This is a genomic window from Mesorhizobium sp. M0954, from assembly GCF_040319155.1.
Taxonomy (GTDB): domain Bacteria; phylum Pseudomonadota; class Alphaproteobacteria; order Rhizobiales; family Rhizobiaceae; genus Mesorhizobium.
Map to the genome: position 1 here is coordinate 199,085 of NZ_JAMYNR010000011.1, position 25,817 is coordinate 224,901.

At 61.2% G+C, this 25,817-nt stretch carries 28 protein-coding genes and 3 pseudogenes; 12 read left to right on the top strand and 19 right to left on the bottom strand.

Features of this window, described 5'->3' with window-relative positions; translation table 11 throughout:
* Positions 1–38 precede the first annotated feature (38 nt).
* Positions 39–947, top strand: coding sequence for a dihydrodipicolinate synthase family protein (locus NKH93_RS17555; protein WP_352971145.1), 909 nt, complete (start codon positions 39–41; stop codon positions 945–947).
* On the opposite strand, the gene NKH93_RS17560 is transcribed toward NKH93_RS17555, so the two are convergent.
* From NKH93_RS17560 to NKH93_RS17585, 6 genes are all read right to left on the bottom strand, one after another.
* Positions 948–1,328, bottom strand: a complete 381-nt coding sequence (locus NKH93_RS17560) for a DUF1801 domain-containing protein (RefSeq protein ID WP_352612052.1) — start codon at positions 1,326–1,328, stop codon at positions 948–950. It abuts the gene before it with no gap.
* A 109-nt stretch (positions 1,329–1,437) separates the two neighbouring features.
* On the bottom strand, positions 1,438–1,908 hold the full coding sequence (locus NKH93_RS17565) for a DUF1801 domain-containing protein (RefSeq protein ID WP_352971147.1): 471 nt from the start codon (positions 1,906–1,908) through the stop codon (positions 1,438–1,440).
* A gap of 4 nt (positions 1,909–1,912) precedes the next feature.
* The gene (locus tag NKH93_RS17570; RefSeq protein ID WP_352547400.1) at positions 1,913–2,143 is read right to left on the bottom strand and encodes a hypothetical protein; all 231 of its coding nucleotides are present in this window, start codon (positions 2,141–2,143) and stop codon (positions 1,913–1,915) included.
* Between the two features lie 87 nt (positions 2,144–2,230).
* Positions 2,231–2,623, bottom strand: a complete 393-nt coding sequence (locus NKH93_RS17575; protein ID WP_352502145.1) for a VOC family protein — start codon at positions 2,621–2,623, stop codon at positions 2,231–2,233.
* A gap of 71 nt (positions 2,624–2,694) precedes the next feature.
* Positions 2,695–3,105 (bottom strand): SRPBCC family protein, encoded by a 411-nt coding sequence (locus tag NKH93_RS17580; protein WP_352473443.1) that lies wholly within the window; start codon positions 3,103–3,105, stop codon positions 2,695–2,697.
* Entirely contained in the window at positions 3,102–3,425 is a 324-nt protein-coding gene (locus NKH93_RS17585; protein WP_023716560.1) for an ArsR/SmtB family transcription factor, read from the bottom strand. The genes NKH93_RS17580 and NKH93_RS17585 overlap by 4 nt, the downstream gene beginning before the upstream one ends.
* Before the next feature lie 194 nt (positions 3,426–3,619).
* On the opposite strand from NKH93_RS17585, the gene NKH93_RS17590 reads away from it, so the two are divergent.
* Both NKH93_RS17590 and NKH93_RS17595 read left to right on the top strand, forming a co-directional pair.
* Positions 3,620–3,862, top strand: coding sequence for a type II toxin-antitoxin system Phd/YefM family antitoxin (locus NKH93_RS17590; RefSeq protein WP_352502143.1), 243 nt, complete (start codon positions 3,620–3,622; stop codon positions 3,860–3,862).
* Positions 3,859–4,287: a type II toxin-antitoxin system VapC family toxin gene (locus NKH93_RS17595; protein ID WP_352971149.1), complete on the top strand. Its 429-nt coding sequence runs from the start codon at positions 3,859–3,861 to the stop codon at positions 4,285–4,287. Before NKH93_RS17590 ends, NKH93_RS17595 begins: the two co-directional genes overlap by 4 nt.
* A gap of 283 nt (positions 4,288–4,570) precedes the next feature.
* Here NKH93_RS17595 and NKH93_RS17605 read toward each other — a convergent pair whose 3' ends face one another.
* The 9 genes from NKH93_RS17605 to NKH93_RS17645 form a co-directional block, all read right to left on the bottom strand.
* Positions 4,571–5,827, bottom strand: coding sequence for an RNA polymerase sigma factor (locus NKH93_RS17605; protein ID WP_352612043.1), 1,257 nt, complete (start codon positions 5,825–5,827; stop codon positions 4,571–4,573).
* 86 nt (positions 5,828–5,913) lie between these two features.
* On the bottom strand, positions 5,914–6,315 hold the full coding sequence (locus tag NKH93_RS17610; protein WP_051406115.1) for a YciI family protein: 402 nt from the start codon (positions 6,313–6,315) through the stop codon (positions 5,914–5,916).
* A 203-nt stretch (positions 6,316–6,518) separates the two neighbouring features.
* Complete coding sequence (locus tag NKH93_RS17615) at positions 6,519–7,301, bottom strand: ABC transporter ATP-binding protein (RefSeq protein WP_352451005.1); 783 nt, start codon at positions 7,299–7,301, stop codon at positions 6,519–6,521.
* 10 nt (positions 7,302–7,311) lie between these two features.
* The gene (locus NKH93_RS17620; protein WP_352971160.1) at positions 7,312–8,109 is read right to left on the bottom strand and encodes an ABC transporter permease; all 798 of its coding nucleotides are present in this window, start codon (positions 8,107–8,109) and stop codon (positions 7,312–7,314) included.
* Positions 8,110–8,206: 97 nt separating this feature from the next.
* A complete protein-coding gene (locus NKH93_RS17625) occupies positions 8,207–9,208 on the bottom strand; it encodes an ABC transporter substrate-binding protein (RefSeq protein ID WP_502896457.1) in 1,002 nt (333 codons plus the stop codon).
* Positions 9,209–9,434: 226 nt separating this feature from the next.
* Positions 9,435–10,166: a histidine utilization transcriptional repressor HutC gene (gene hutC, locus NKH93_RS17630; protein WP_352502138.1), complete on the bottom strand. Its 732-nt coding sequence runs from the start codon at positions 10,164–10,166 to the stop codon at positions 9,435–9,437.
* A gap of 31 nt (positions 10,167–10,197) precedes the next feature.
* On the bottom strand, positions 10,198–11,220 hold the full coding sequence (locus NKH93_RS17635) for a zinc-dependent alcohol dehydrogenase (protein ID WP_352971162.1): 1,023 nt from the start codon (positions 11,218–11,220) through the stop codon (positions 10,198–10,200).
* A gap of 15 nt (positions 11,221–11,235) precedes the next feature.
* On the bottom strand, positions 11,236–12,558 hold the full coding sequence (gene hisD, locus NKH93_RS17640) for a histidinol dehydrogenase (RefSeq protein WP_352748044.1): 1,323 nt from the start codon (positions 12,556–12,558) through the stop codon (positions 11,236–11,238).
* A gap of 80 nt (positions 12,559–12,638) precedes the next feature.
* The gene (locus NKH93_RS17645; RefSeq protein WP_352473450.1) at positions 12,639–13,412 is read right to left on the bottom strand and encodes an SDR family NAD(P)-dependent oxidoreductase; all 774 of its coding nucleotides are present in this window, start codon (positions 13,410–13,412) and stop codon (positions 12,639–12,641) included.
* Positions 13,413–13,633: 221 nt separating this feature from the next.
* On the opposite strand from NKH93_RS17645, the gene NKH93_RS17650 reads away from it, so the two are divergent.
* Positions 13,634–15,673, top strand: coding sequence for a N,N-dimethylformamidase beta subunit family domain-containing protein (locus NKH93_RS17650; protein ID WP_352818835.1), 2,040 nt, complete (start codon positions 13,634–13,636; stop codon positions 15,671–15,673).
* Between the two features lie 167 nt (positions 15,674–15,840).
* Positions 15,841–15,924, top strand: a pseudogene (locus tag NKH93_RS17655) (dihydrofolate reductase family protein); the annotation flags it as partial.
* A 1,190-nt stretch (positions 15,925–17,114) separates the two neighbouring features.
* Here the strand turns inward: NKH93_RS17655 and NKH93_RS17660 are convergent.
* Complete coding sequence (locus NKH93_RS17660) at positions 17,115–18,008, bottom strand: NAD(P)/FAD-dependent oxidoreductase (RefSeq protein WP_352971152.1); 894 nt, start codon at positions 18,006–18,008, stop codon at positions 17,115–17,117.
* Here NKH93_RS17660 and NKH93_RS17665 point away from each other — a divergent pair.
* Entirely contained in the window at positions 18,007–18,195 is a 189-nt protein-coding gene (locus NKH93_RS17665; protein ID WP_352818832.1) for a hypothetical protein, read from the top strand. The two genes, NKH93_RS17660 and NKH93_RS17665, sit on opposite strands and share 2 nt — an antisense overlap.
* 101 nt (positions 18,196–18,296) lie before the next feature.
* On the top strand, positions 18,297–18,947 hold the full coding sequence (locus NKH93_RS17670; RefSeq protein ID WP_352818829.1) for a TetR/AcrR family transcriptional regulator: 651 nt from the start codon (positions 18,297–18,299) through the stop codon (positions 18,945–18,947).
* Positions 18,948–19,596: 649 nt separating this feature from the next.
* On the opposite strand, the pseudogene NKH93_RS34325 reads toward NKH93_RS17670, so the two are convergent.
* The 3 genes and pseudogenes from NKH93_RS34325 to NKH93_RS17690 all read right to left on the bottom strand — a co-directional run.
* A pseudogene (locus NKH93_RS34325) lies at positions 19,597–19,761 on the bottom strand (GMP synthase (glutamine-hydrolyzing)); the annotation flags it as partial.
* 96 nt (positions 19,762–19,857) lie between these two features.
* Positions 19,858–20,493, bottom strand: a complete 636-nt coding sequence (locus NKH93_RS17685) for an NAD(P)H-dependent oxidoreductase (RefSeq protein WP_352971165.1) — start codon at positions 20,491–20,493, stop codon at positions 19,858–19,860.
* A gap of 459 nt (positions 20,494–20,952) precedes the next feature.
* Positions 20,953–21,849, bottom strand: coding sequence for a LysR family transcriptional regulator (locus NKH93_RS17690; protein ID WP_352502130.1), 897 nt, complete (start codon positions 21,847–21,849; stop codon positions 20,953–20,955).
* Between the two features lie 276 nt (positions 21,850–22,125).
* On the opposite strand from NKH93_RS17690, the gene NKH93_RS17695 reads away from it, so the two are divergent.
* The 5 genes and pseudogenes from NKH93_RS17695 to NKH93_RS17715 form a co-directional block, all read left to right on the top strand.
* The gene (locus NKH93_RS17695; RefSeq protein ID WP_352473458.1) at positions 22,126–22,860 is read left to right on the top strand and encodes an SDR family NAD(P)-dependent oxidoreductase; all 735 of its coding nucleotides are present in this window, start codon (positions 22,126–22,128) and stop codon (positions 22,858–22,860) included.
* Positions 22,861–22,922: 62 nt separating this feature from the next.
* Entirely contained in the window at positions 22,923–23,522 is a 600-nt protein-coding gene (locus tag NKH93_RS17700) for an NADPH-dependent F420 reductase (RefSeq protein WP_352502129.1), read from the top strand.
* Positions 23,523–23,525: 3 nt separating this feature from the next.
* Complete coding sequence (locus NKH93_RS17705) at positions 23,526–24,032, top strand: SRPBCC domain-containing protein (RefSeq protein ID WP_352450990.1); 507 nt, start codon at positions 23,526–23,528, stop codon at positions 24,030–24,032.
* A 34-nt stretch (positions 24,033–24,066) separates the two neighbouring features.
* Complete coding sequence (locus NKH93_RS17710) at positions 24,067–24,879, top strand: SDR family NAD(P)-dependent oxidoreductase (RefSeq protein WP_352473461.1); 813 nt, start codon at positions 24,067–24,069, stop codon at positions 24,877–24,879.
* Between the two features lie 3 nt (positions 24,880–24,882).
* Positions 24,883–24,995, top strand: a pseudogene (locus NKH93_RS17715) (alpha/beta fold hydrolase); the annotation flags it as partial.
* Between the last annotated feature and the right edge of the window lie 822 nt (positions 24,996–25,817).

Genomic DNA, 25,817 nt, shown 5'->3' on the forward strand with positions numbered 1-25,817 from the left:
TGAGCACAGCACAGATTTTCACCGGTAGAAGGACGCACATGATCCGCCCACAAGGAACCATCGCACCGATCCTGACGCCGTTCGAAAACGACGGCCGCATTGCCCGCGACCTCTGGATATCACACGCCAAGTGGGTGCTGGATCAGGGAGCGCATTTCCTGTCGCCGTTCGGCACCACGGGCGAGGCGTTGTCCGTCTCGTTGCGCGAGCGCATGCAAGCGCTGGAGTGGCTGGTCGAGGCCGGCATTTCGCCAAGCCATCTGATGCCCGGCACCGGTGTCACGGCACTTGCCGAGACCGTCGAGCTGACGGCGCATGCCGTCGGGCTCGGCTGTGCCGGGGTGATGGTGCTGCCGTCGTTCTTCTATACGGCCGCCGGCGACAACGGACAGGTCCGCTACTATGGCGAGCTGATCGAACGGGTGGCGAACCCGGCGATGAGGATGATCCTCTACCACATCCCGCAGAATTCCGGCGTACCGGTGAGCCCGGCGCTGACCGCCCGCTTGAGCCAAGCGTTTCCGGATGTCGTGGTGGCTTACAAGGACAGCGCCGGCGATTGGAACAACACCGCGGCGGTCATTGCGGCAGCTCCAGGGGTCGCGGTGTTCCCGAGCTCGGAAGCACAGCTGACGAAAGGCCTCGCCAACGGTGCTGCAGGGTGCATCTCGGCGACGGTCAATCTGAATGCCGCAGCGATCCGGGCCCTCTACGACGCAGCGCTGGCGGGAGAGGACATTACTGACGCGGATGCCGCCATCAAGGCGTTCCGCAAAATCATCCAGGACGCCGGCCTCATCTCCGCGATGAAGGCAGTGCTGGCGGTACGGTCCGGCGACAGACGCTGGCTGAACCTGCGCGCACCGCATGAGAACGCGACGCAAGCCACCGGCGAAGCTTTGCTCGCCGCTCTCGGCCCGCTAGCCGACCATATCGGCCGGAGCTGACTATCGGGCCGTGTTCAGGGCGGCGGCGGCGCGTATCAGCGCCTTGAACGCATTCTCATCTATGTCTTCGCCCTCACGGATATCGATGGCGCGCCTGGTGTTGCCTTCGAGGCTGGAGTTGAACAGGCCTGAAGGATCCTGCAGGGCGGCGCCCTTTGCGAAGGTCACCTTCACGACGTTCTTGTAGGTCTCGCCGGTGCAGATTATTCCGGCGTGCGACCACACCGGAACGCCTCGCCACTTCCACTCCTCGACCACTTCCGGGTCAGCCTGCTTGACGAGAGCGCGGACATGGGAAAGCGTCTTGCCTCGCCAATCGCCCAGCTCACTGATCCTCGCATCTATCAGCTGCGAGGGGGAGCTCTCTGCATTTCCTTCCATAGAGCCACTCTTCATCACCATTGTCGCTTTCCCTAGGGTTGTTGCCGCTCGCCCGTCACATGAATACCGCTAGTCGGCACCGGGTTTGCGGGAATGACTGGCATTCCACTCACATTCGCTCGCCAGGCAACTGGCTGGCTTGCTTTACCCAGTCGGTGAGTTGAGCTTCGTCGAGCTGGTCGTCCTCGCGGATGTCGAGGTAGCGCACGTCCTTGTGCTTGGACTCGCCTGGAGGGAAAGGATGCAGCGACGTGCCGCGGAAGAAAGCCAGCTTGATGTACTTTGTGAAGCAATGGAAGTTGAGGAACCAGCCTTGACCCTCTACGCCATAGAAGGGCGAGTTCCATTTGACGGCCTTGCGCAGGTTGGGAACGTTGCGTTCGATGAGTGCGTCGAGGCGGCGGCCGACGTCGCGTTTCCAGCCCGGCATGGCCGCGATGTAGGCCTGCACAGGAGCGTCACCATCACCCTTCGGGATCTGCGGGTTGCCGCCTGCGAGGAGGACCGGCTTGGCGGTTGCAGGCTTGGCGGCGGGCTTCTTCGCGACCGCCGCTGACTTGATGGACGTCTTGTTGGCCATGCGGTCACTCCAATGCGCCGGTGCCCCCTGCGTTGCGCCACTTGGGAGCGTAAGGCAGCACGAACATGTACAGTCCGGTAAGCAGGAGCAAGCCGAGTGGAAACAGCGGCAAGAGGTATACCCAGTAGGCGGGTTCCTTGCCTACTCCCAGGCTGATGAAGATGGCGGCGACGACCGCCGCAAAGATGATCGACAGCCAGCGGTGGATCTGCCGAACCCATTTGTTCCAATCCATTGAGACCTCCTCTGAAGACGAACCGAAGCGGATCGGGCAGCCCGTTTGGCGACTCCCGCCGGGCAGCCACGCCACTGAACGCATGCTTTACCAGCGCGCCAGTTGGGTGATTTGAACGAGATTGCCGCAGTTGTCGTTCAGCTGGGCGATGGTCGAGCCGGTTACTTCGGTCGGCGGCATCGTGAACTCGGCGCCGCGCGCTTTGATGCGCTCGTAGTCGCCCTTGACGTTATCGGTGAAGAACATGACCGCGGGCTGGCCCTGCTGGAAAATGGCTTGCTGGTAGGTCTTTGCAGCGGGGTTGTCATTGAGCGCGAGTTGCAGCTCGGCACTATCCGGCTCGTCGGGTGATGCGACGGTCAGCCAGCGAAACGGCCCATTGCTGAAATCGGCCTTCTTGGTAAAGCCGAGCGTTTCGGTGTAAAAGCCCAGTGCCTTTTCCTGGTCGTCCACGTATACTTTGGCCAACTTGATCTTCATTGGCTTGCCTCCATTATCGCCTCGTGATGTCGCTCTGTAACAGAGCCCTTGCCTGGATAGCCCAGCGGATCTCAGTCCGTCCGCGCCAGAACCTGCTCCAGATCGTCAAAGAACCTCGGCCAGCCGACTTTGGCACCCCGGAAGTAAGGCTGCTGATCCGGCCGGAAGCCCGACTGTTCCATGCGCAAGCGGGCTCCGGTGCTCGTGGGGGTGAGGGTCCAGGAGACGACACTCTTGAGATCCTTGGTATCCCACGTGTAAGTCAGTGTTCTGTTCGGCTCGACCGTCTGCACCTGACATTCGACAGCGCCCCAGTCTGCGTGAAGATTGAAACGGTGGTCCGCGACAGGTTTGAAGTCATTTTTCATGAGCCACTCCTCGATCAAGTGTGGTTGCGTGAGCGCGCGCCAGATCTTCTCGGGCGGATAAGCGATTTCCCGTTCGACAACGACGGAGAGCGTTTCGGTCGACGTTCGGTTCACTGGTCCATCCTTTTGAGCAGGTCTTCGAGGTCGTCGAACCGGCTCTGCCAGAACCCGGTCATCTGGCTTGTCCAGTCGATCAGGGGGGCAAGCGCAGCAAGCTGCGCGCTATAATGGGTCTGTCGCCCTGCATGGCGGTCGCGCACGAGCCCGGCCTGCCTCAAAACGCCGAGATGTTTTGACACGGCCGGTTGCGAAATTCCGGCCTGAGCCGTCAGAGCCCCGACCGTCTGCTCTCCTTCGCGACACAGCCGCTCAAAAATAGCGCGCCGAGTCGGATCGGCAAGCGTTCTGAAGAGTACATCGTGAGCGTTTGGCATTGGGATCGATAACTCTTCGGCTATTGATCGATGTATAACCGCCGGGATATGTGTGAGTCAAGCGGGAAGCGGCATAATTCTCGTTGCAGGTCACCTGCTTCGCTCACGCAGCCAGTTGCTTATTCGCCGTGCTCTGCACTGGAATTGTCACGCGTTATGCGCTACATGACCATCTACATGGTCAGGAGCGTGACATGGATGCAGTCAATCTGGCGGACGCCAAGGCACATCTGAGTGAGCTCGTCGACCGGGTTGAAGCTGGAGACTCGATCGACATAACCCGGCGTGGCAAGCCGGTCGCCAGGCTCACGGCCGTGGCCCGCCCTCGCAAACGGATCGACGCCGTCCTGCTCCAATCCCTGACCGCAACCATGTCTCTGCAGGCTCAGGCTGCCACCGATCTGGTGCGATCGATGCGAGATGGCGATCGCTATTGACGTCCTATCTCGATACTTCGCTGATCATCGCGGCGCTATCCAACGAAGCCGTGACCGCGCGCGTTCAGGGCTGGCTGGCGGAGCAGGACCCTGCGCAACTTGTGATCAGCGACTGGACCATCACCGAGATGTCCTCCGCCATGGCGGTCAAGCTTCGGACCGGACAGATCGACCTGGAGCAACGCGCGGCAGCGCTCGCGATGTTCAATAAGCTTGTCGCTGAGAGCTTCACCGTGCTGCCGGTGACGGGCGGGCATTTTCGGGTCGCCGCGAAATTCGCCGATCAGCATATCCTCGGGCTTCGTGCTGGCGACGCCCTGCACCTCGCGACGGCATCGGAGCATGGCGCCACGGTGTGGACCCTCGACCAGCGGCTCGCCGAGGCAGGACCGATTCTCGGCGTGCCGACGCAGTTGATGGCATGATCGAGGCCCTCTCCTCCAAAATGAATAAACCGATTGAGGCTCGCCGAGCGGTACGGCCTTTCCACCTATGAAGCGATGATCGCCTCCGCGGCGGTTCACGCTGGCTGCGATACACTCTGGTCAGAGGACATGCAGCACGGAATGGCGCTCGACGAAGGCTTGCGCATCGTTAATCCCTTTCGCGTTGCGAGCTGATCACGCTCATTGAAAGGGGGCTGGCCGGGAGCGAACTGGCGGCTTTCGATGTTGCCGAGCGGCGCGTCGGGCACGGAGAGCGATGCTGTCAACCACAAGCGTCTGCGCGGGCGAGGAGAAAGGCCGCTTCGCGCACGTTGCGGGTGAGCTTGGCCGCAGCCTCGAATTCGGCGCGGGCCTCGGCCAGCCGGCCGGCCCGAAACAGAAAATCGCCTCTCGCCGCCGGCAATGGCGCATAATTGCGCAAGGCGGCGGCGTCGGCAATCTCGTCTACCAGCCGCAGGCCCGCTTCGGGCCCGAAGGCCATGCTGTGGGCGACCGCTCGATTGAGATCGACCACCGGCGAGGGCATCACTGCACGCAGCCGGTCGTAGAGCGCTGCGATGCGGGGCCAGTCGGTGTCGGCCGGACTGCGCGCCCGCGCGTGACAGGCTGCAAGCGCGGCCTGCAACACATAGGGGCCATCGCCCCCGAGGGCTTCGGCACGGGCCAGCGCGTCAAGGCCTCGGCGGATCAGCAGCTGGTCCCAGCGCGCGCGGTTTTGCTCGGTCAGGGTCAAGAGGGCGCCGTCCGGCCCGATGCGTGCCGGCAGGCGCGATGCCTGGATTTCCATCAGAGCCAGCAGGCCGAACACCTCGGCATCCTCGGCCATCAACCCCGCCAGCATGCGGCCGAGCCGTTGTGCCTCCAGGCACAGGCTCGGCCGGACAAGGTCGTCGCCTGCCGTGGCGGCATAGCCTTCATTGAAGATGAGATAGATGACCTCCAGCACCGAGGAGAGACGCGCCGCACGCTCGGCGCCGCGCGGCACCTCGAAGCTGAGCCTGGCCTTTCCGATCGTCCGCTTTGCGCGGACGATGCGCTGGGCGATCGTCACCTCGCTCGACAGGAAAGCACGGGCGATCTCGTCCGTCGTCAGGCCGCCGATGACACGCAGCGTGAGGGCCGCGCGGGCGTCGGCCGAAAGTATGGGGTGGCAGGCTGTGAAGATGAGGCCCAGCAGTTCGTCGCCAAGATCGTTGTTCATGGCTATTTCGTTTCCCTCGGCCGTACCGTCGCACTCGCCGTCCAGCTCCCGCGCGATCTCCTCATGCTTGCGCTCGCGCATCTTGTCGCGACGGATCGCATCGATGGCGCGGTGTTTGGCGACTGTCATCAGCCAAGCGCCAGGATTGGCCGGAACGCCGGTCCTGGACCATTCGGATAGGGCTATGACGAGGGCGTCCTGCACCAGTTCCTCTGCAAGATCGACATTGCGCACGAGGCGGGCCAGGCCCGCGATGAGCCGGGCCCGTTCAATGCGAAAAATCGCCTCGATCGCCTGCTGCGTCTCGCCTGCCGTCATGCTGCCTTATCGGCCAAAGCCATAACGAAGGCAAAGCAGGTTGCGGCCGACAGGTTCAGTTGCCGCTGAGCTTCTCGCGCGTCCGGTCATGGATTTCCGTGACCTCCGGCGTCAGATTCCCATTGCCAATCAGCCATCTCGTACAGCGGCCGGATTTCAATCTCGCTCGGTCCCGGCATGGGATTGGGGCAGCGCTTCACCCAGGCGACCGCCTCGTCCATGTCCTTGACTTCCCAGAGCCAAAAGCCGGCGACCAGTTCGCGGGTCTCGGCGAAAGGCCCGTCGATGACCGTCCGGCGGGGACCATCGAAGGCAACGCGCTTGCCCTGCGAGGAGGGCTTGAGGCCATCGGCGTCGAGCAAGATGCCGGCATTGCGCAGCTCGTCGTTAAACCTGCCCATCGCCTCCATCGCCTCCTTCGCCTCGGGCGTGGGGACAAAGCCCTTTTCGCTGTCCTCGGTAGCCTTCACGAGCACCATCACACGCATCGTCTGTCTCCTTGTTGAGCCGGACTCACCGGCCGGCATCGAAACGACGAACGGAGTTTAGGAAATCGACATTGTCCTGCAAATTTTTTTCGAGGTTGAGGAGAAGCCGCCGATCGCGGCTCGTCTGGTCAGGAATCGCGATGGCGCGATATCGAGATTGGGCGCAACGCTGGTCGCCGATTGTAAGTAATTGAGTGGCTCGCCTAAACCATTTCGGGACGTTTTGAAGCCTCGCGGATCGCCTTGTGTACGCTGCGCTGCAAATCCATAAAGGCCGGGGTTTCCATGACCTCTTCCCGGCGCGGGCGCTCGATATCGACATTGAAGGTCTGCATGATGCGTCCCGGGCCGATCCCCATCACGACGATGCGGTCCGACAGGTAGACGGCTTCTTCCACATCATGGGTGACGAAGAGCACGGTGAGCCTGTGCTCCTCCCAGATCTGCGTCAGGAGTTCCTGCATCTGATGCCTGGTCAAGGCATCGAGCGCGCCAAAGGGCTCGTCCATCAGAAGCATTTTGGGTCGATAGGAAAGAGCACGCGCTATGGCCACCCGTTGCTTCATGCCGCCCGAAAGCTCAGACGGATAACGATTGGCGCTGTGAGGGAGCTTGACCAGATCGAGATGCTCGCGTGCTATCCTGCGGCAGGTCGCGCGATCATGACCCGCGGCCTTGAGGGCGAACTCGATATTCTGCTGCGCCGTCAGCCAGGGAAGCAGGGTGTAGGACTGGAAGACGACGCCGCGGTCGAGGCCCGGCTGCAGGATTGGCGCGCCATCGATGGCAAGATCTCCCGCGTCGAAATCCTGCAGTCCGGCAACGATCGACAGCAGCGTGCTCTTGCCGCAACCCGACGTGCCCACCAGCGAGACGAACTCGTTGTCGGCAAGATCGAGATTGATATCGCGCAGCACTTCCGTGCGCCGCGCGCCCGTGCCGAAGCTCTTGTGGAGACCCTCGATCCGCAATTTGGGCAAACTCATCGGCCCGGCCTCATTGCACGTGGCCCTCCTGCCGGAACAGCACTTTTCCCAGTGCCTTCATAACCTGGTCGGTAATGAGGCCAAGCACGCCCAGCAGCAGGATGTAGCCGATGATGGTGTTTGTCTGGAAATAACGCTGGGACACGGTGATGCGGTAGCCGAGCCCTGATGTCGCCGCGACAAGTTCCGCCAACACCAGCCAGGTCCATGCCCAGCCGAGACTGATGCGCAACGTATCCCAGATGCCTGGCAAGGCGCTGGGAACCACGATGCGCGTCAGGATCCTGCGATCCGGCAGGCCGAGCGTCCTGCCAAGGCCGATGAAATCAGCGGGAACCCGCTTCACATTGTCCATGATCATCAGCACCTGCTGGAAGAAGGTGCCGATGAAGATGATCAGGAACTTCTGGGCATCGCCGGTCCCCGACCACAGGATGGAAAGGGGCACGAAAGCGACCACAGGCATGTAGCGGATGAAATCCACAAGCGGCTCGATCGCCGCTTCCCAAGTCCTGAAGCTGCCGATCAGCACGCCAATCGGAATCGCCAATGCCGAGGCGATGAGGAAGCCAACAGAAATACGGTATATCGAGGTCCTGAGATCCAGCCACAGCGTGCCGTCACCCGAGAGCTTGCCGAGCTGGGTCACCACGCTCCCCGGCGAGGGCAGGAAAATCGGCCTTACCAGCCCCAGCCCCGTTGCCGCCCACCAGGCGAGACCGAGGCCGGCAAAAACCGCCACTGCTATCATCAGGAAGCGCGAGCGTGCGATGGGCGCGCCGATCCCGGAGGGTCGGCGACGGCGCATCGGCTGTTTGATCACCGGCCCCGGCGCTGCGTGAGACGGGCTTGGCTTGGTCGCACGCTGCTCGGACATTTGCGTCACCACCGCGAGCCGGCCCTCGTCATTTCGCGGCCTTGACGAATGACGGGTCGATCATCTGCTCCGGCGTCACGTCCGCCTGAAGCAGCCCGGCGTTCTTGGCGGCTGCCTCGACATCGGCGAATGTCTTGGTGGAAAATTCGCCCGTCAGCGCATCCTTGTTTTCGGCGAGAGTATAGTAACGCACGCCATCAAAGGCGGTGTTGAGGTCTTCGACGCTCGAACCGACCGCCTTGGAGATGATCGCCCGGCCGTCGGGCGTGTCGGCATTGTAAGCCTTCAGGGCCGCATCCCAGGTTTTGATCATGGCAAGCACCTGGCCGGGACGCGACTTGATCACCTCATCGCGCACCACGAACACGTCACTGATCAGGCCGGGATCTTCGCCTGCGGTGAAGAGCAGCTTGACGTCCTTGTTCTGTGCCCTGGCCGCGGTGAGATAGGGCTCATAGGTAACCGCGACCGGGACCTGGCCGGCGATCAACGCACTGCCGGCATCCGCCGCCGGCATTGGAACCGGCTGGACATCGGCGATGGACATGCCGTTCTTGGCGAGCGCGTATTTGAGCAGGATGTCGCTCGTCGTGCCTTCCTCGAAAGCCACCTGTTTGCCCTTGAGGTCGGCGACGGAGGCGATGTCCTTGCCGGCGATCATGGCGTCCGCCGTCATGCTGACGTCGAGCAGAAGCACGATCTTCACCGGCAGGCCGGCCGCAACCATGCCCATAGCCGTGTGGGTCGCGATGTTGGCGGCATCGAGCTGGCCGCTCGCCAGGGCGGCGTTGATGTCCTTGTCCTCGGCGAAGTTCACGATCTGCACGTCAGACAGCCCGTTTGCCTTGAACAGACCCTTGGCTTCGGCGACGTGCCACTGGCCGTAGCCAAGCCATGGCTCGATGCCTATCTTGAATGTTCCTGCCTCAGGCGTCGCCGGAATTGTCGTGTCGGCCGCGTAGACCGCCGGGGCAAACCCGACGGCAGCAGCCATAACGAGTGCCCGAAATTGTCCTGCTAGGTTACGCATCATCTTGTTCCCCTTGATGATCAGGCCGCTTTTTTGAACCAAACATCCGGCCTGGTGAGAATGCGGGCTTCTGCTCTTGCGGCACCGTGCCTCGGCATCTTAGCTGTCCGTTCAACGAAAGTGCGACGACACTTCAACGTCAGCAACAGCGGATGTCAAGGCTAAATACATACATGCATATACAAGTTAGCCCCCCTCCTTCCGACTCTGATTCGCTTCACTGCGATCAGGTTTTTTTGGATGGAGAATATCGACTGCCAAGCGAGTAGCGGCTGCCAACGTAAGTCAGCTTGCTGATCGTGGCAACGACGGCGCCCGTCCATGTCCGGCGATGCAGAAACAGGCAGCAGCTGCCGACGTCGATGCCCAGATACCGCGCCGTCTCGGCATCGGCAGGGGTCGCCGAGATGATGTGCTCGACCTCCGTCACGGGGGTTTTCTGCATGAGGTAGTCGTAGGTCGCTGTCTTGGAAAAATCCTGCTTGTCATAGTCGGGTATCAGGCCCGGGTTGACGAAGCGCTCTTCCAGTTGCACAGGCAGGTCGTTCTCGAAGTTGACGACGATGGAATGATAGACCGACACGCGCTTTGCAAACTCAAACGAAAGCGCGAGCTCCTTTGTCGGCGTGATCTTTTCGAGGACGATAACCTCGGAGCGATGCCTGTTTCCCCGCGCGACAATTTCCGCCGCGATGTTGTTGATCTCGATCAGTGCGGATTGCGGTCGAGGCGGCGCGATGAATGTGCCGACGCCCTGGAGCCGGATCAGAAAACCCGCAGAGGTCAACTCCCGCAAGGCACGATGGACCGTCATCCGAGACACGCCGAGTGTCGCCACGAATTCATTTTCGGACGGCAGCTTGCGGTCCTTGCTCCATCGCCCCGTTCCGATATTCGTCAGGATGTAGTCCTTGACCTTCTCGTAAAGAGGGCTGGCGGTGTCGGGCAAAGTGATCATTACAAAAATCCTTTCCGGCAAGGTTCGGAAATCACACGCGCCCGGCAGACCGCATCCGGATGATTGTTTTCAAGCCATCGCCCTGTCCCGCCAACAACCGCTTATAGGCTGCGGGAACATCATCCAGGCCGATCTCCCGGTCGATCAGTTCGACCATGGGCTCGGTCAATTCGCCGAGCATCCGGATGGCGTCGGGAAGCTCATCGGCAAAGGCGTGGCATCCCAGCAATGCGATTTCGCGTTCAACCAGGATGTTGGGATCGATATCGAGGCGGCCGTGGAATATGCCGACCATCGCAACGGTGCCGCCGGCGTCGAGAACGCCGAGCAACTGGCCGAGTGCTGCGATGCTGCCGGTCGCTTCGACGGCAGCGAGCAAGGGGGCATCCGCGGTGGCGGCGGCGATGGCGTTCCGGTTCAAATCGACGATGCTGGCGCCGGTGACCCGCGCCACGCGGGCGCAGCGGCCCTGATTGCGGTCGGCGACGAGCACGGTACCTGCGAATGTCCGGGAAAGCAGCAGTGCGGCAAGCCCGCCAATGGTCCCGCAACCGACGACAAGAACGGAACCGGCCGTTTTCGGCAGACGCCGCACTGCGTGCAACGCTACAGCCAGCGGCTCGGCCATCGGCGCGACCCGTTCGTCAAGCACGGCATCGACGATGTGCAGGAGGCGTGCGGGCAGGACCGCCTGTTCGGCAAATCCGCCGTCGCATATCTCGCCGACAAAGCCCAGCGACGTGCAAAGATGCCGCTTGCCTGCATGGCATTGCGCGCATTCTCCGCACCAGAAACGGGAATCGGCGACCACTCGGTCGCCAACACCGACGGTATCCACGCCCTCGCCGATGGCAATCACCGTGCCTGTCAGCTCATGGCCGGCCGTGGAAGGCGATCGGCTTATCCATTGGCCCGTGCGGAAGTTGTGGAGATCGGAACCGCAAATGCCTGCGGCATCGACCCTCAGCTTCACCCAGCCTGGCTCGGGAGCGCCTGGCGCGGCGATATCCTCGACGCGCAGGTCGCCGGGTCCATGGAGCCGCGCCGCCCTCATCGTCATCGTTTCCGCTCAGCCGGCGAGATAGCGATCGCGGATCTCCGAAACCGCGTTCTCATGCGAGCTGAATCCTTCGTAGCGGGCGAGCCTGCGGGCATGCAGGGCGAGTTCCGGATAGGCCGCCGAGGTCACATAGCCGACCGACGATCTCTTGACGAAATCCGTCACGGAAAGCGGTCCAAAGGTTCGCGCCCACCGGCTGGTCGGCAGCACCGCATTGGGTCCCAGGACGAAGTTGGCGAGGGTCACCGGCGTATGCGGACCCATGAGGATCTCGGCAGCTTCCGTGATACGTCCGAGATGCGCAAATGGCTCCGTTGACAGAATCTCGAGGTGCTCCGGCGCATAGTCGTTGATGAACCGGTAGCTGTCCTCCAGCGACTCGGTCAGCACGATGCCGCCGCGCTTCCCAGTCAGCACCGCGCGTGAGAACTCCACACGCTGTTCGCTCATCCTGGACCAGTGTTCCGGTATCGCAATCAACGCGGCTTCGGCGACCTTGCGGCTGTGCGTCACTAGGTAGGCCGAGGAATCCGGCCCGTGCTCGGCCTCGATCAACAGGTCAAGAGCGGCCAAGCCGCCGTCGACGCTGTGATCGGCAAAAATGATCGCTTCGGAAGGACCGGCGGGGAGACCTGTGTTGATGATCGGGGACAACACGCTCTTTGCCGCCACCACCCAGGGGCTCCCCGGCCCGACGATCTTGACGGCAGGCTTCACGGTCTCGGTCCCATAGGCGACGGCGGCGACCGCATGGGCGCCGCCGCACTTGTACACGGTCTCCACGCCGGCGATGCGGGCAGCAACCAGCGTCGCGGCGTCGACGGAACCATCCGAAGTCGCAGGCGTCACAATCGCGATCTGGGGAACCCCGGCAATCACCGCCGGAACCGAGGTCATCATCGTCACCGAGGGAAAGGCGCCTTTGCCGCGCGGCACATAAAGCGCAACGGAAGCAATCGGTGTGTATCGGTCACCCGCATAGGCGCCCGGCCGAACTTCCTTGAGCCACATCGTTTCCGGGCGCTGCTCCTCGTGGAAATGCCGGATGTTCTCAATGCCGAACCGGATACTCTCCACGACATCCTTTTCGACCTTGTCGAATGCCGCGTCGAACTCCGCTTCCGAAACTTTCAGTCCACCGTCGGCAACATCGGCTTTGTCGAGTTCGCGTGCAAACCGGAGCAGTGCCGCGTCACCTTCATCCTTGACGGCCTGGATGATTGGACGGACCTTTTCGATGAAGGAAGACAGATCTCCTTCGGCGCGTTTCAGTAAACTGGCCCGCTGATCGACACTGAGCGATGACAGGCGGTGGAAGCTGACGTCAGACATGGCGGCTCCTTTTCTTAGAACGCAATTACGATTAGCGTTTGTCGATCACTTCTGGGACACGTCTCCGGCCCCTGAAGCCTTCAAATCGATGCGAGAAAGCCTCCATCCACGGGAATGGACTGGCCGGTTATGTAGGCTGCCGCATCCGAAGCGAGGAACACCGCGATTCCGTGCAGGTCCGAGAGATCACCAAAACGGCGCTGCGGAATCTTGGCGAGCATCGATTGCTGCCATGCCTCGTTGCTGTAGAACACGTCTGTCATCGCTGTCCTGAAATAGCCAGGCGCAATGGCGTTGACCCGGATCCCGAGATCGGCCCACTCTGCAGCAAGCGCCCGCGTCATGCCGAGGAGGCCTGATTTCGACGAGCCGTACGGCACCGCCGTGGGAACCCCAACCTCGGAGGTCAGCGAGCAGAGATTGATAATGACGCCGGGCCGTCCGGCGTCTCTCATCTGCCGCGCGGCGGCTTGGGCGCAGAAGAAGGCGCCTTTGAGATTCGTATCGACAATCCGGTCCCACAAGGCCTCGTCGACATCGAGTGAAGGCCGGACCTCTTCCACCCCCGCATTGTTGACGAGAATATCGAGACCTCCGAGCAGGCTGCCGGCCTCGGCTGTCGCCGCCCGGCAGCGGTCGACATCGGTGACATCCAGGGCGACGGCGTGCGCGACCCCGCCGGCGGTGCGGATGGCGGCCATCGTCTTCTCGAGCGAGGCCACGCTGCGCGCCGCGACCGCGACGTCGGCGCCGGCCGCGCTGAGCGCCTCGGCGATGCTGCGCCCGATGCCACGGCTTGCGCCGGTTACAAGCGCCTTCCTGCCTGACAGATCGAAGAGAGATGCGTTGCGCATGTCATCCTCCTTGGTAATGTCGCGCTTGGACCGATCGCGTCGAGACTATCCGAATGCAGCTTATCTATACAAGCATGTACATCATGGCTGTAGTGCGCCATGCGGAACTTTGCTTGTCAGAGCGGCAGCGCATTGACCGACATCGGACCGGTCTACGCGGTTCGCCCCATCTGGAGTTCATCGGGAGGGGATAGATGAAGCGCGCAGTAGACCACGACGCGATGAGCGTGGTCGGCTATACCACCCCCTGGAGTGCCAAAGCAGGCCAGCGGATCAACCTCAGCCTGTCATGCGATCGGCCGATAAAGGCCACACGAATTTGCCGGCTCGACAAGCCGGCTCCGGAATTTCTCGCCTGGCCCATCGAAACGATAGGTGAAGCACGGCATCGGCATTTCGACCAGGGGTCGTTCCTGTTCGTGCGAGCCGGCGAACTGGCCAAAGTACAAGCCGTCCACGTCATACGTTTTGAGCTGTTCCTCACGCGCAACGAAGGTGCGCGCACGATCCTGGAGGCAGGCGCCCTCGGGCTGCGCCTCCGCGACGGCGCATTTGTCGTGAAAATCGGTGACGAAACCTTTGTCGAGAAGAAGGCGCCAACTGGTGTGTGGCTCACCGTCGAGTTGGACCTGCGGCAGGAACAATCGCGTCTGCGCATCAAATCCCATGACCGTCTCGCGCCTTACGAACTCCATGAAGGTTTTGGCGGCCCGGCGCGGAACCTCCAGGCGCACGGCATCCATTTCGGCGCAAGTGCCACCAACCACGAACCTACCCTCAACGCGAAATTTGCTGCGATCCGGCTCGACACCCCACACGGGACCATTGCCTGGGATTTCCCGACGCTGTTACCAACGCAGCCGATCCTGTCGTCGGGCGGAGCAGATCCGTTGCTCCTCGACGTGATCAATCAGCCAGCCTTCTGCGTGACTTCGGCACGCTGGGACGGATCGAGCTTCGAGCCTCGCTTGGTGCCGTCGCACTACGACGCTATCCATTGCCACGACGACGATATCGGCCCGCTTGAGTGGCCGGCATCGCACCGCGCGACGATCCCTGAAAACGCACACCCAGGCGTCTACGCGTTCCAGGTCGAATGGGAGGGTGGCTACGAACGCGTGGTGTTCTTCGTCACCTCTTCACAGGTTTCGTCGCCGCTGTTGTATCTCGTGCCGACGGCCACCTATCTCGCTTATGCGGACGAATATCTCCCGGATCATCTTTATGAATGGAAAGGCGACGACCGGGGACATCGCTTCGCGATCGCCAACAATCTGAAATCCCTTTACGACTACCATTCCGACCTTAGCGGTGTTTCCATCTGCTCCTACAAAAAGCCGAAAGTGACGCTCAGGGACGATTACGATTATCCGCTCTGCGGCTGCCCACACAATTTGCCGGTCGATCTGCACTTCCTCCGATTCTGCCACGACAATGGAATCGTGTTTGACGTCATGACCGATCACGATTTGCACGAATGCGGCATAGACGGTTTGCGTCGACATCAAGCCGTCGTCACCGGCAGTCATCCCGAATATATGTCGATCGAGATGGAGCAGGCGCTGCGGCAGTTTGTGGCCGAAGGCGGCAGCATCGCCTATCTCGGCGGAAACGGCTTTGCTGCCACTGTGGCTTTCAAGGACGACCTGATGGAGTTGCGGCGCTCGCCGCTGGAGGCCGGCCGCACCTGGGACGGCCCTGTCGCCGAACAGGCGCTGTCGATCACCAACGAACCAGGCGGCTATCTCCGCTGCCGCGGCCGAGGCGAATTCTCGCTGATCGGCGGTGCAATCTCATTGATGGGTTTCGATGGCGCACGCCCCTTCACGCGCACTGAGGAAAGCCATGAAGCAGGATGCGCATGGCTGTTCGAAGGCGTTGAAAATGCGACCTTCGGCACCGACGGCATGGTGCTGGGCGGTGCCGCGGGCTACGAAGTGGATGCGACGTATCCAGCCCTCGGCACTTCCGCTGACACCGTCGTGATCGCGCGGGCGACGGGATTTCCCGACAGCTTCTTCCAGGATCCGACGCGCTGGTATGAGGGCGGGGATAAGCAACGCATCGCCCGCCGCTGCGCCGAAATGACCCTGCGAAAGCTCGCAGCAGGCGGCTTGATCTTTTCCGCAAGCTCGGTTGCCTGGTGCGGCGCGCTGCCAGCCGCAGGCGCCATGAACGATGTCGGCAGGATCACGCTCAATCTGCTTACCCGCCTCGGTGCGACGAAAGGAGAACCAGGCCGAGAAAAATCGATAAGCTGATTGGGGCCGTTACGGAAAGACCCGTATCCGGTCTTGGGAAATCAAATCAGTCGGCGTGCACCGGCTTCGTCTCACATGCCTCTCGCCACCTGGCGGACGGCAGTTGCCTCAGCCGCAACCAGCCGGCGAAATTGCAGCCCGGTGGTGAAAGTTGGGCGGAGGCCTATGTGGCGAGCGGTGACTTGGCGGAGGAAGTCGCGAAGTTGAAAGCCCAAGAGGGCAAGCCGATCATCGCCCACGGCGGAGTGAGCTTCGCCCGCAGTCTCGTCGCCCAAGGACTGGTCGACCAGCTCGCCCTGATGGTGGCCCCGTGGCGCTGGGCAAAGGCCTGCCGCTGTTCTCCGAACTCGCCGCGCCGATGTCTCTCAAGCTGGTGAGCTCGAAAGCCTTTCCGGGGGCCGCGGTGGCGCAGATTTACCGGCCAACGTGAACAGGTCAGAGAATGTGTGCAGCCAACGAACCGACGAAGTAAGGGCGAGGTATAAATGAATGCGATCCCTTCGGATCGTCGTCGATCGATAGGAGCCTGTGCATGGCGAAGCTTGTGTTCGGAATGATGCAGTCGCTCGACGGCTATGTCGCTGGCGCCGAGGGCGGGCCCGGGCTGCCGATGCCGGGCGAGGCGCTCCATCGCCACTTCAACGCTGCGTCTCGTGGCCAGCGACCGGGTTGGCGAGGACGCGATCAGAGTGACGTACGTTCCCCGCCTGATCACAACCCACCCGACACCCTAACGTCCGTCGGACCGAATTTGAGCTCATTCCCACTCGATTGTTCTAAATCTAGTTAGGCCATTGATATAGCTAGGTTTTTTATTCGTTGCCGCGCAAGAAGCCGACCCATGGGCCGTCAAAACGTTACAGTCTTGATTTCAAATGGAAAAATAGCACGAAAATTTTTTGTGCGGTTTTGGCATCTATCGAAGTCGATCGCCTTTCCCGACCCACTTTGGGCAACTCAGGTGGGTTTCACAGCGAACCAAGAAAGTACCGTCACTAACTTTCATAGCACAGCGCGCCACAACGCGACCCGCCGCGGCAGCGTCATCCAAGCGTCATCCCTCTCCGTTTGTAGGTGAACTGGATACCGCTGGCAGTGCAAACTGGACACTCCCGGCAGCATAAACTGGACACCTCAAGACCCACCCGCTCCGAGGACGCGACAGCACGGTTCAAGGTGCAATGTCGCGCCCTCCACTTGCTGAACTTCTTCCCGGAGGGGGCCGGGGGAGGTTGAATAACCTGTGGAAAGCCTGTGGGTCTTTTTGGGACCGTTTGCGGACCGGCCTGAGCCTAGGAATCGTTTTGCTCAACTGCCCCTTCGAGACGGCTGACCGGCCAAAGACGTCCCTCAGGGGAGAGGGGCCCCGCGTTCCGTGGCACCGGCCCGCAACCTTCAGGATATGATAGCCCGCGGCAACCGGAGAAGGGAATCTGTGCTCTCAAACCAGCATCGACTGCTGGGCGGAGATACCCGCCGTCGCGCCATGCGATGTTGCCAGGGTGACCGAGGCCATGAGGGGGTTGGCGAGGTCGCCGGCGGCGTAGATGCCGGGAATGCTAGTTTCGCGGCGCTCGTCGACCTTGAGGGCGATGCCGAGGGGCGTATCGACCGTGGCGAGGCCCAGTGATTCATGCAGGCTTGCGGACGGCTTGTTGCGCGGATGGGCGAACAGGATGTCGACCGCGACATTGCGGCCGGTATCGAGATTGACGGTGGCGATATGGCCCCCGTGATGGGCGATCTCGGTGATCCGGCCATCGACGACAGGTATGTTGCGGCGCGCCAGATCGGCCCGGATATCGGGTGGAATGTCGTGACCATCGGCGAAGAGCGTCAACGTGTCGGTCCAATCGTGGTACAGCCTGACATAATTGTGCGACTGCGGGCCGGACCAGACGAGGCCCCAATGCTGGCCGGCGGCTTCAAAGCCGTCGCAATAGGGGCAGGGTACGATGGACGTGCCCCAGCTTTCGGCAAAGCCCGGAACATCAGGCATCTGGTCGGCGACGCCATAGCTCAGGATCAGGCGCCGCGCCCCAAGGCTTTCGCCATCGCCAGTGAGGACGGAGAAATCGTCGATGGCGCCGGAGACGCTGTCGGCCCGGGCACTGACCAGCCTGATCGTGGGATAACGCGCCAGCTGCTGCCGCGCCTCGGCCAGGATGTCCAGCGGTGGCCTGTGATCGTGACCGAGCAGGCCATGCGAGTGGCCGGCGAAGCGATTGCGCGGCAGGCCGGTATCGAGAACTGTGACCTTGCGGCGGGCACGGCCGAGCTGCAGGGCGCCGGCGAGACCGGCAAAGCTGCCGCCGATGATGATGACGTCATCCATGGTGATGGGCTCCGTGTTGTTGATGGAGGGGAGTGGGCTGGGCCTGGCGCGAAATATCGTCCAGCGATACGCGCTCGAGACGGGCAGCGAGCAGGGCTTCGGCATCGGCGAGAAAGACGCCCATCACTGTGTTGGCCGGCCGGACAATGCCGCATTCGATATCGCCGGGCGGCCCGGGGAAACTTGATTTGGAGGACAGGTTGAAATCCACCCGCTAGCTTGCACATTTCGGAAACTACATGGTATCGTAATTCAAGAATTAGGATACTGTCAAGGACTGGAATTGTCGTGACCGAAAACAGCCAGGGCCGGCGCGGCCGGCCCGCCAACGAGGCGCTTGGCCAAACGATACTCGACGCCGCTTGCGAACTCTTTGTGGAATTGGGTTTTCAAGCGACGACATTGGACAAGGTCGCCCAGCGGGCGAAGATATCCAAGCTCAGCATCTATCGGCACTTCGAGAACAAGGAGGCGCTGTTCAGCGCGGCCATCGCGGCCGGCTGCCATCAGTTGTTTGCACCACAGGCCCTTCTTGAAGACGTCGACGGTTCGGTCGACGATCAGCTCATGGCGGTGGGATCATCACTGCTTCGCACGCTGTTGAGATCAGACGTCCGCAGTGTCGAAGCCATGGTCATGGCCGACAAGACGAATCAAAAGTCGTTAAGCAAGCTCCATTACGAAGCCGGCCCCGCCCATGTCATCGCCCAAATCGAGGCCCTGTTGCGCCAGCTGCACGCGAAGGCGGTTCTGAACGTGCCCGATCCTCTCCGGTCCGCCCGCTTGTTTGCCGCGCTTTTCAAAGGATCCGATCTCCTGATTATCGCACGCTTCGATCAGGCGAGAGCAGAAGACGACAACGAAATCGAATCCTATTGCCGGTCGGCCGTCGCCATGTTCATCGCCGCGCACGGTGGCAACGACCACGCGGGCGGATAAGCATTTGATTGCTCCGGGCAGCTTGGCCGGGACCGTATCCAGGCGCTTCGTCATATTGGGCCGGCGCGCGCGGCCGAGCTTGCACAGATCGCGGCACCTCATCTTTCTCCCAACGATAAAAAGACGCTCGCATCTACCGCGGTCCAAGCTCCCGCCTGGATGCGGTCGACGCTTCTCTCCATCGCAGATCCGGCAGCAGTCGGGACAACATTTGATAGGTGATGCGACGGTGCCATCCGACCATATGCTATCGGGTCCGGAACATCGATCGGTACCGCAGCCAAAGCTGAAACTATGTATGTCGATAACTAAAGTACCGTCAGCGCAGAAATGTCATGATACGGGCAATTTTCGTTATATTTCAAAGCGTTGACGTACAGAAAAGTACCGTCAAATCCCAAAAACGAATGACGGTACTTTTTAGAATGCTCTGTCGGATACGAAAAGTACCGTCAAAAGTACCGTCAGAGTGATCTGCTACAAGCTGGGAGCCGCGCCAGGCGCTCCGATAAACTTAACGATTTCAAACGACTTGATAGGTTTGTCAATTCCATTGATAAGGTGCCCTGGCTAGCAGTCTGCCCTGCCCGCAAATCATTGTATTTTCTGCGAAATTCTACGCTAGAGCCGCCTATCATCGCCGTTTCCCTCACTCCCACTCGATTGTGCCTGGCGGTTTGCTCGTCACGTCATAGACGACGCGGTTGATGCCGCGCACCTCGTTGATGATGCCGGTGGCGGCTGCGCCCAGGAATGCCATGTCGTGACGGTAGATATCCGCGGTGCTGCCATCTACCGATGGTGATGCGCGTACATACCGATAAGGGCAGCGGTCACGAGCCGCGCTGTCCCCACGGGCATTGCTCTACGTGCGCCCTTCAAGGAAAAGGAGCATTGTGACGGGGCTTAGCTATAGACGCTGTAGCGTTGATCTAATGCGATTTATCGCAGCATCGACGCCTTGCCTAGGCAGACTTTCAACCTTGTAAAATGAAAGGAACGTAAGCGAGGCTTGAGGAGCACAGGTATTCAGAATAGCTGTCTTGAGAACACGCCGCACTGGCCGCCTGAGGATCAGCCAATCGACCCACCAAGGTGAGCCCAAAGTTGTTATTGCAACCACCTTCCTTAACTGGCGAAGTCGCGGTTGTATGGCACCAAGATCGGCTGCGTGATCGTATGCAATACCAGGCACCCATACCCTGTCGAACCAGCCCTTCAATATAGCTGGAGGTCCGAACCACCACGTGGGAAAAATCAAGACGATAGTCTCGGCCCAGAGAAGATCCTCAATCTCTTTAGCTACCTCTGTGGTCTCGAATCCGGAATAGTAGCTCGCACGCTCCGCCGGTGTAAGAGCCGGGAAGAAGCCAGATCGATACAGATCAACATGTCGGCACTGGTGCTTCGCATCCACCAGGGTGTCGATAGCTGCGTTCGAAAGCGTTTGGCAAAGGCTTGGATTGAGTGGATGAGCCGTGACAATCAAACATCGCATACTAATATTTTGAATCCTCCCCAATTTGGTTGCGCTGCGCGTCATCATTCGTGCGGCGCGGTTCGGGCGAAGCTTCTCATACCAATCATGGGATTTCGAAATAGCTGTACGCGCCACAGTCTTCAAAGAGCAATTGTTTTTTCAACGCCGAGAATGGCCCTTCTCGTCGCCTTGAGGGACTAGAGGCCACCATGCAAGGACAATCGCCTACATCTGCCGGGGTATTATCGCTTCCGCCACTCTGCTCTCGGCAGCTCGCTAAGACTCCCCCTCATTCCCACTCGATGGTTCATTGCTATGGTAACTCGCTGATTTGGCATCGCAAATCCTTTGCGCATGACAAAGAACCCTCTTGCGATCCGTCAGAAATTTGCGCTCTTGATTTCAAACACCAATTTCGACGGTCCACGATTTGCTCGGTTTCGGCGACTATCGGTATCAATCGGTCGATTTCTTTCTGACGGCCGCCGACCGCTCGAGACAGCGCCATCGGCGACCTGCCAGGCGTCAGTCACGCGATATGGACAGCCCCGCGAGAAGCGGAGCGTACGCGGCGAGCCTGCGGGATACGAACTCCGTGAAGAGCCGCACGCGCTTCGTCTTGCGTGTCTCCCCCTGTGTGAGAAGCCAGAGCGTTCCGTACATGTGCAGGTCGGTGCCCGGCACCCTCGCCAGCAGGGGGTCGGCATCGCCGACGAAGCAGGGCAGTGTCGTGATCCCGAGCCCTTGCCGTACAGCAACGATCTGCGCCTCGGCGTCCGTGGTCCTGAAGGGAACCGCCGTGGTGCGAACCTCACCCTCGCTGGCCCATTCCGGAATTCCATGAATGCTTATGACGATCCACCGGATGGGATCAGGTGCGCCCGCACGCCACGCGGCTAGTCGATCGCAGGACATATAGACGCCGCCGAACAGCTCCGGTCCCTTCAGGCCGTGAAGATTGAGCGGCAGGGTTTTGCGGTCGTAGACGACGCGGATCGCGACGTCGGCCTCTCGGTTGGTCAGATTTGCCAGCTCGCCGGACGACAAGATTTCCATCTCGATGTCCGGATGCAGACGCGCGAAGTCGGCGAAGTCCGGCATGAGCAGGTGTGTCGCGAGGGGCGGTGCCAGCGTCACCCGCAGAAGCCCGCGCACGCTCTGGTCGCGCCCGAAGACGCGCGTCTCCAGCAGGTGCGACGACACTTCCATCTGGTCCGCGAACTCGAGGACCTCCTCGCCCGCAGTCGTCAGGCGGTAGCCCGAAGGCAGCTTTTCGAACATGTGCACCCCGAGGCGTTCCTCGAGCTGGGCGACACGTCGCAGCACGGTCGAGTGGTTCACACCGAGGCGCTCGGCGGCGGCCCGCACCGAGCCTCCGCGCGCGACGGCAAGAAAGTAGCGAACGTCATCCCAGTCGATCATGGTGCAATCCGGCACCGCGCGGTGCGCCTTCCAAAGCCCGTATCTAACACATCGAACAGCAGTACGGGCGGTCATCATAGCCTATGTCGACGCGCGCGGCTCAATTCCGAACGGCGGACGCCGATCGTCGCGGCTGGCGTCAGTCGTCCAGCCGGATCGATTTCGCACCACCGATGTGCGCGCTTCCGCACTCAACAACTGACGCCGGCGGACCCATTTCGAGGTTCTCGGGGGTGTCCCCGCACAACCAAAGGCGAAGGCCTGGAAGGATAAGTCATGGGAAAGCTTGAAGGGAAGGTTGCAGTCATCACCGGCGGCGCTACCGGCATCGGCCGCGCCGCAGCAAAGCGCTTCATCGAGGAGGGCGCCTTCGTTTTCATCTTCGGCCGTCGGCAGGAAGCGCTCGACGCCGCTGTGGCCGACCTCGGGCCCAATGCCCGCGCGGTGAAGGGCTCGGTCTCCGATCTGACCGACCTCGACCGACTTTACGCTGCGGTGAAGGCCGAGCGTGGAACCCTCGACATCGTCTTTGCCAATGCCGGGGCGGGAAGCCAGCTTCGGCTCGGCGAGATCACCGCCGAGCACATTGACGAAACCTTCGACACCAATGTGAAGGGTACGATCTTCACGATCCAGAAGGCGCTGCCGCTGATGAGCGAGGGCGGTTCGATAATCCTGACCGGATCGAGCGCTGGCACCACGGGCGCCCCGGGGATGAGCGCCTACAGCGCGAGCAAGGCGGCAGTGCGCAACCTCGCGCGGACCTGGGCGGAGGACCTAAAGGGCACCGGCATCCGGGTAAACGTGCTGTCGCCCGGGGCCACTGCGACCGAGCTAGCGAAGGAAGCACTAGGCGAGGAGGGCCAGAAGGTCTTCGCCTCGATGACTCCGCTCCAGCGCATGGCCGATCCGGCGGAGATCGGGGCGGCGGCGGCCTTTCTCGCGTCGTCGGACAGCAGCTTCATGACTGCCAGCGAGGTCGCCGTTGACGGCGGTCTTGCGCAACTCTGACGCGCTAACCCAGCGCCGTTGAAGGCCGGGGAAATCAATACCAACACGGATCGGAGAAGATCATGAGCTACGCAATTGTAGGATTCGGTAAGATAGGCCAGGCCCTCGCCCACGCCTTCGCCCGTAAAAACATCGACGTGGCCGTCGCGAGCCGCCGACCGCCCGAGGCGTTGGCGCCGCAGGCTCGGGCGATTGGACCCACGGTAGTCGCCAAGTCGCTGCGGGATGCACTCGAGGCCGACACAATCATCTTGGCAGTCCCGTTCGGGGAGCATCGCGAGGTTGCGAAGGCTCTGCCGAGCTGGGAAGGCAAGACAGTCATCGACGCGATGAACGCGTTTCCAGTGCCTGAAGAGCTGGACGGTCTCCCGTCCTCCGCCTTCGTCGCGAAGGCGTTCACCGGCGCCAAGCTCGTCAAAGGGTTCAATCATCTGGGTGCGGCCACTCTGGCTGCCGATCCGATCGTCCAGGGCGGGCACCGTGTCGTCTTTCTGTCGAGCGACGACGAGGACGCGACCGCTCCCGTGGCGGCCTTGGCCAAACAACTCGGGTTCGCACCCGTCAAGCTGGGAAAGCTCAACGAGGGTGGCGCGCTGGTGCACGCGCGCGGCCGCACTTGGGGCCAGCTCATCTTCCAGGATTTGTTCAAGAAGGAGCAGTAATCGATGTACGACCATGTGACTTGGCCCGAGCGATATGATCCGAAAACGTCGGCCATCTACGCACTCAACGACATTGACGTGAAGGCGCCGCCTGAAGCGGTCTGGAAGCTGCTCGTCGAAGCCGAGAATTGGTCGAGCTACTTTCCCGCCGAGGATCAGGTCAAGATTCTGACGGGGGAGCCGGAACTGGCGCTCGGAACGCGATACAGCCGTGTGACGGTTGGATTTCCGATGAGTCTGGTCGTGACGGAATGCGAGCCCCTTCGCAGGCTCGCATGGGCGACGACAGTTGATGGCGACGAGACCGGCTCAAGCGCATACCATGGCTGGGTCATCACGCCTACGGACCATGGCTGCCATGTGCTGACCGAGGAAACGCAGCAGGGCCCCTTCTTCCTCGATGAACTCGGGCGCAAACATCCCGGCGCACTCTATCGGTATCACCAAGACTGGGTCGAAAGCCTCGCCCACGCAGCGGAGGCGGAAACAGCGAAGACGACAGTGGATTGATTGCGCTTCCTGTTTAATTTTGGAGATGAATGAGATGAATATCGAACTCAAAGGCCGCAAGGCCATTGTTACCGGATCCACCGCCGGTATCGGCCGCGCGACGGCGGAGGGGTTGGCACGTGCCGGTGCATCGGTCGTCGTCAACGGCCGTGGAAACGCTCGGGTCGATGAGGCGGTGCGGCAGATGCGGCAGGCCTTCCCCGGCAGCGACATCTCGGGTATCGCCGCTGATCTTGCGACAGCGGAGGGGGCAAAGGCCTTGATCGCGCATGCGCCTGACGCCGATATCCTTGTGAACAACGTCGGTACAGCACACATCCGGAGCTACAACGGCGTCGAGGATATCGCAAATATCCCCGATGAGGACTGGCTTGACCTCTTCCAGTTGAACGTAATGAGTGGCGTGCGCGCGAGCCGTCATTACCTGCCGCGGATGGTGGCGAAAGGCTGGGGCCGCATCGTGTTCATAAGTAGCGAATCCGCAGTCAACATCCCTAAGGAAATGCTCGACTATGGCATGACCAAGACCGCTCAACTCGCGGTCTCACGCGGGCTTGCCGAGGCGGTCGCGGGCACGGGCGTCACCGTCAACGCCGTCCTGCCGGGACCTACCCGCTCTGAGATCCTGGGCAACTTCATGGCGAAACAGGCTGACGCAAATGGAATCACGCAGCACGAAGCCGAGCAGGGCTTCCTGCAGGCGATGCGTCCGACGAGCCTCATCCACCGCTTCGCGACCACCGATGAGGTGGCCAACATGATCATCTACACATGCTCGGAGCAGGCTTCGGCGACCACCGGCGCGGCTTTGCGGGTGGATGGTGGCGTGGTCCGCTTCGTCGCGTAGCAGGACGACCAAATTGTGCCGTTCGCCAACTCGGGTCCGCTGTCGGCCAAGCTGCTGAAGCATGGCACGCTTAAGCCTACAGGGATCTGGCGCACGGCATGCGCACGGTCCACGCATTGCGGGAGCACTCTGAAACTATGCGAGGCACGAGAACGTATTCAGCTACGGCGCCGTCCCCGCTGTGCTCGGCGGCTGTGTGCTCGTCTCGTTGGTCCCGCCCCGGGGCTTAGACCATGATACAAATCCACGGAACATAATGTCTATTGTCCGAGGAATTGATCGGCGCTCCGATCCCAATCCAAAGCATGTGCTGTGAACGGCGCGGTGGATCGATCCCTTTGAGCATCTCTACACATAATCGAAGGTCTATCGCCGACCTGCAAAACGGCTGCTTGTTCTTGCAGAATCGCCCGCGAACTATCGCCTCCTATCGTTGACCAACAATTTCCGAATATATTCCACAGTACTCCAACCTACTCTACCGCACGCCCCCTCACTCCCACTCGATTGTTCGGACGGACCATAAGCATCTGATTTCGCTCGAAATTTCTCAGTTTAGATGACAATAAGCCGGCATGGGGGCTGTCAAAAATCTACGCTGTTGATTTTAAACAGATTTTTCACTGAATATTTTTCGCATGGTTTCGGCATCTATCGAGGTCGATTGCCTCTGAGAGCCGATTTTTAGCGGCTGGGAGCCGCTCCGCTAACAGCGGAAAAGTACCGTCATGTCTCTTATAGCAAGGTTTCGTCGCCCGGGCGAGGCTCGTCCAATCCGCGCCCCAGAGCAAGCCTACACGAGGGCCTGACGCACCGTGTCGCCGTGAAGTCAGGTGGCCGGCAAGCCTGGATCGATGCCGGTCATGGCGATGGAGACGTCCCAGAGCCGCTTCGCAAGCGCGGGATCTTCGGCATGCGGCGCGCGCTTTGCTTCGCCG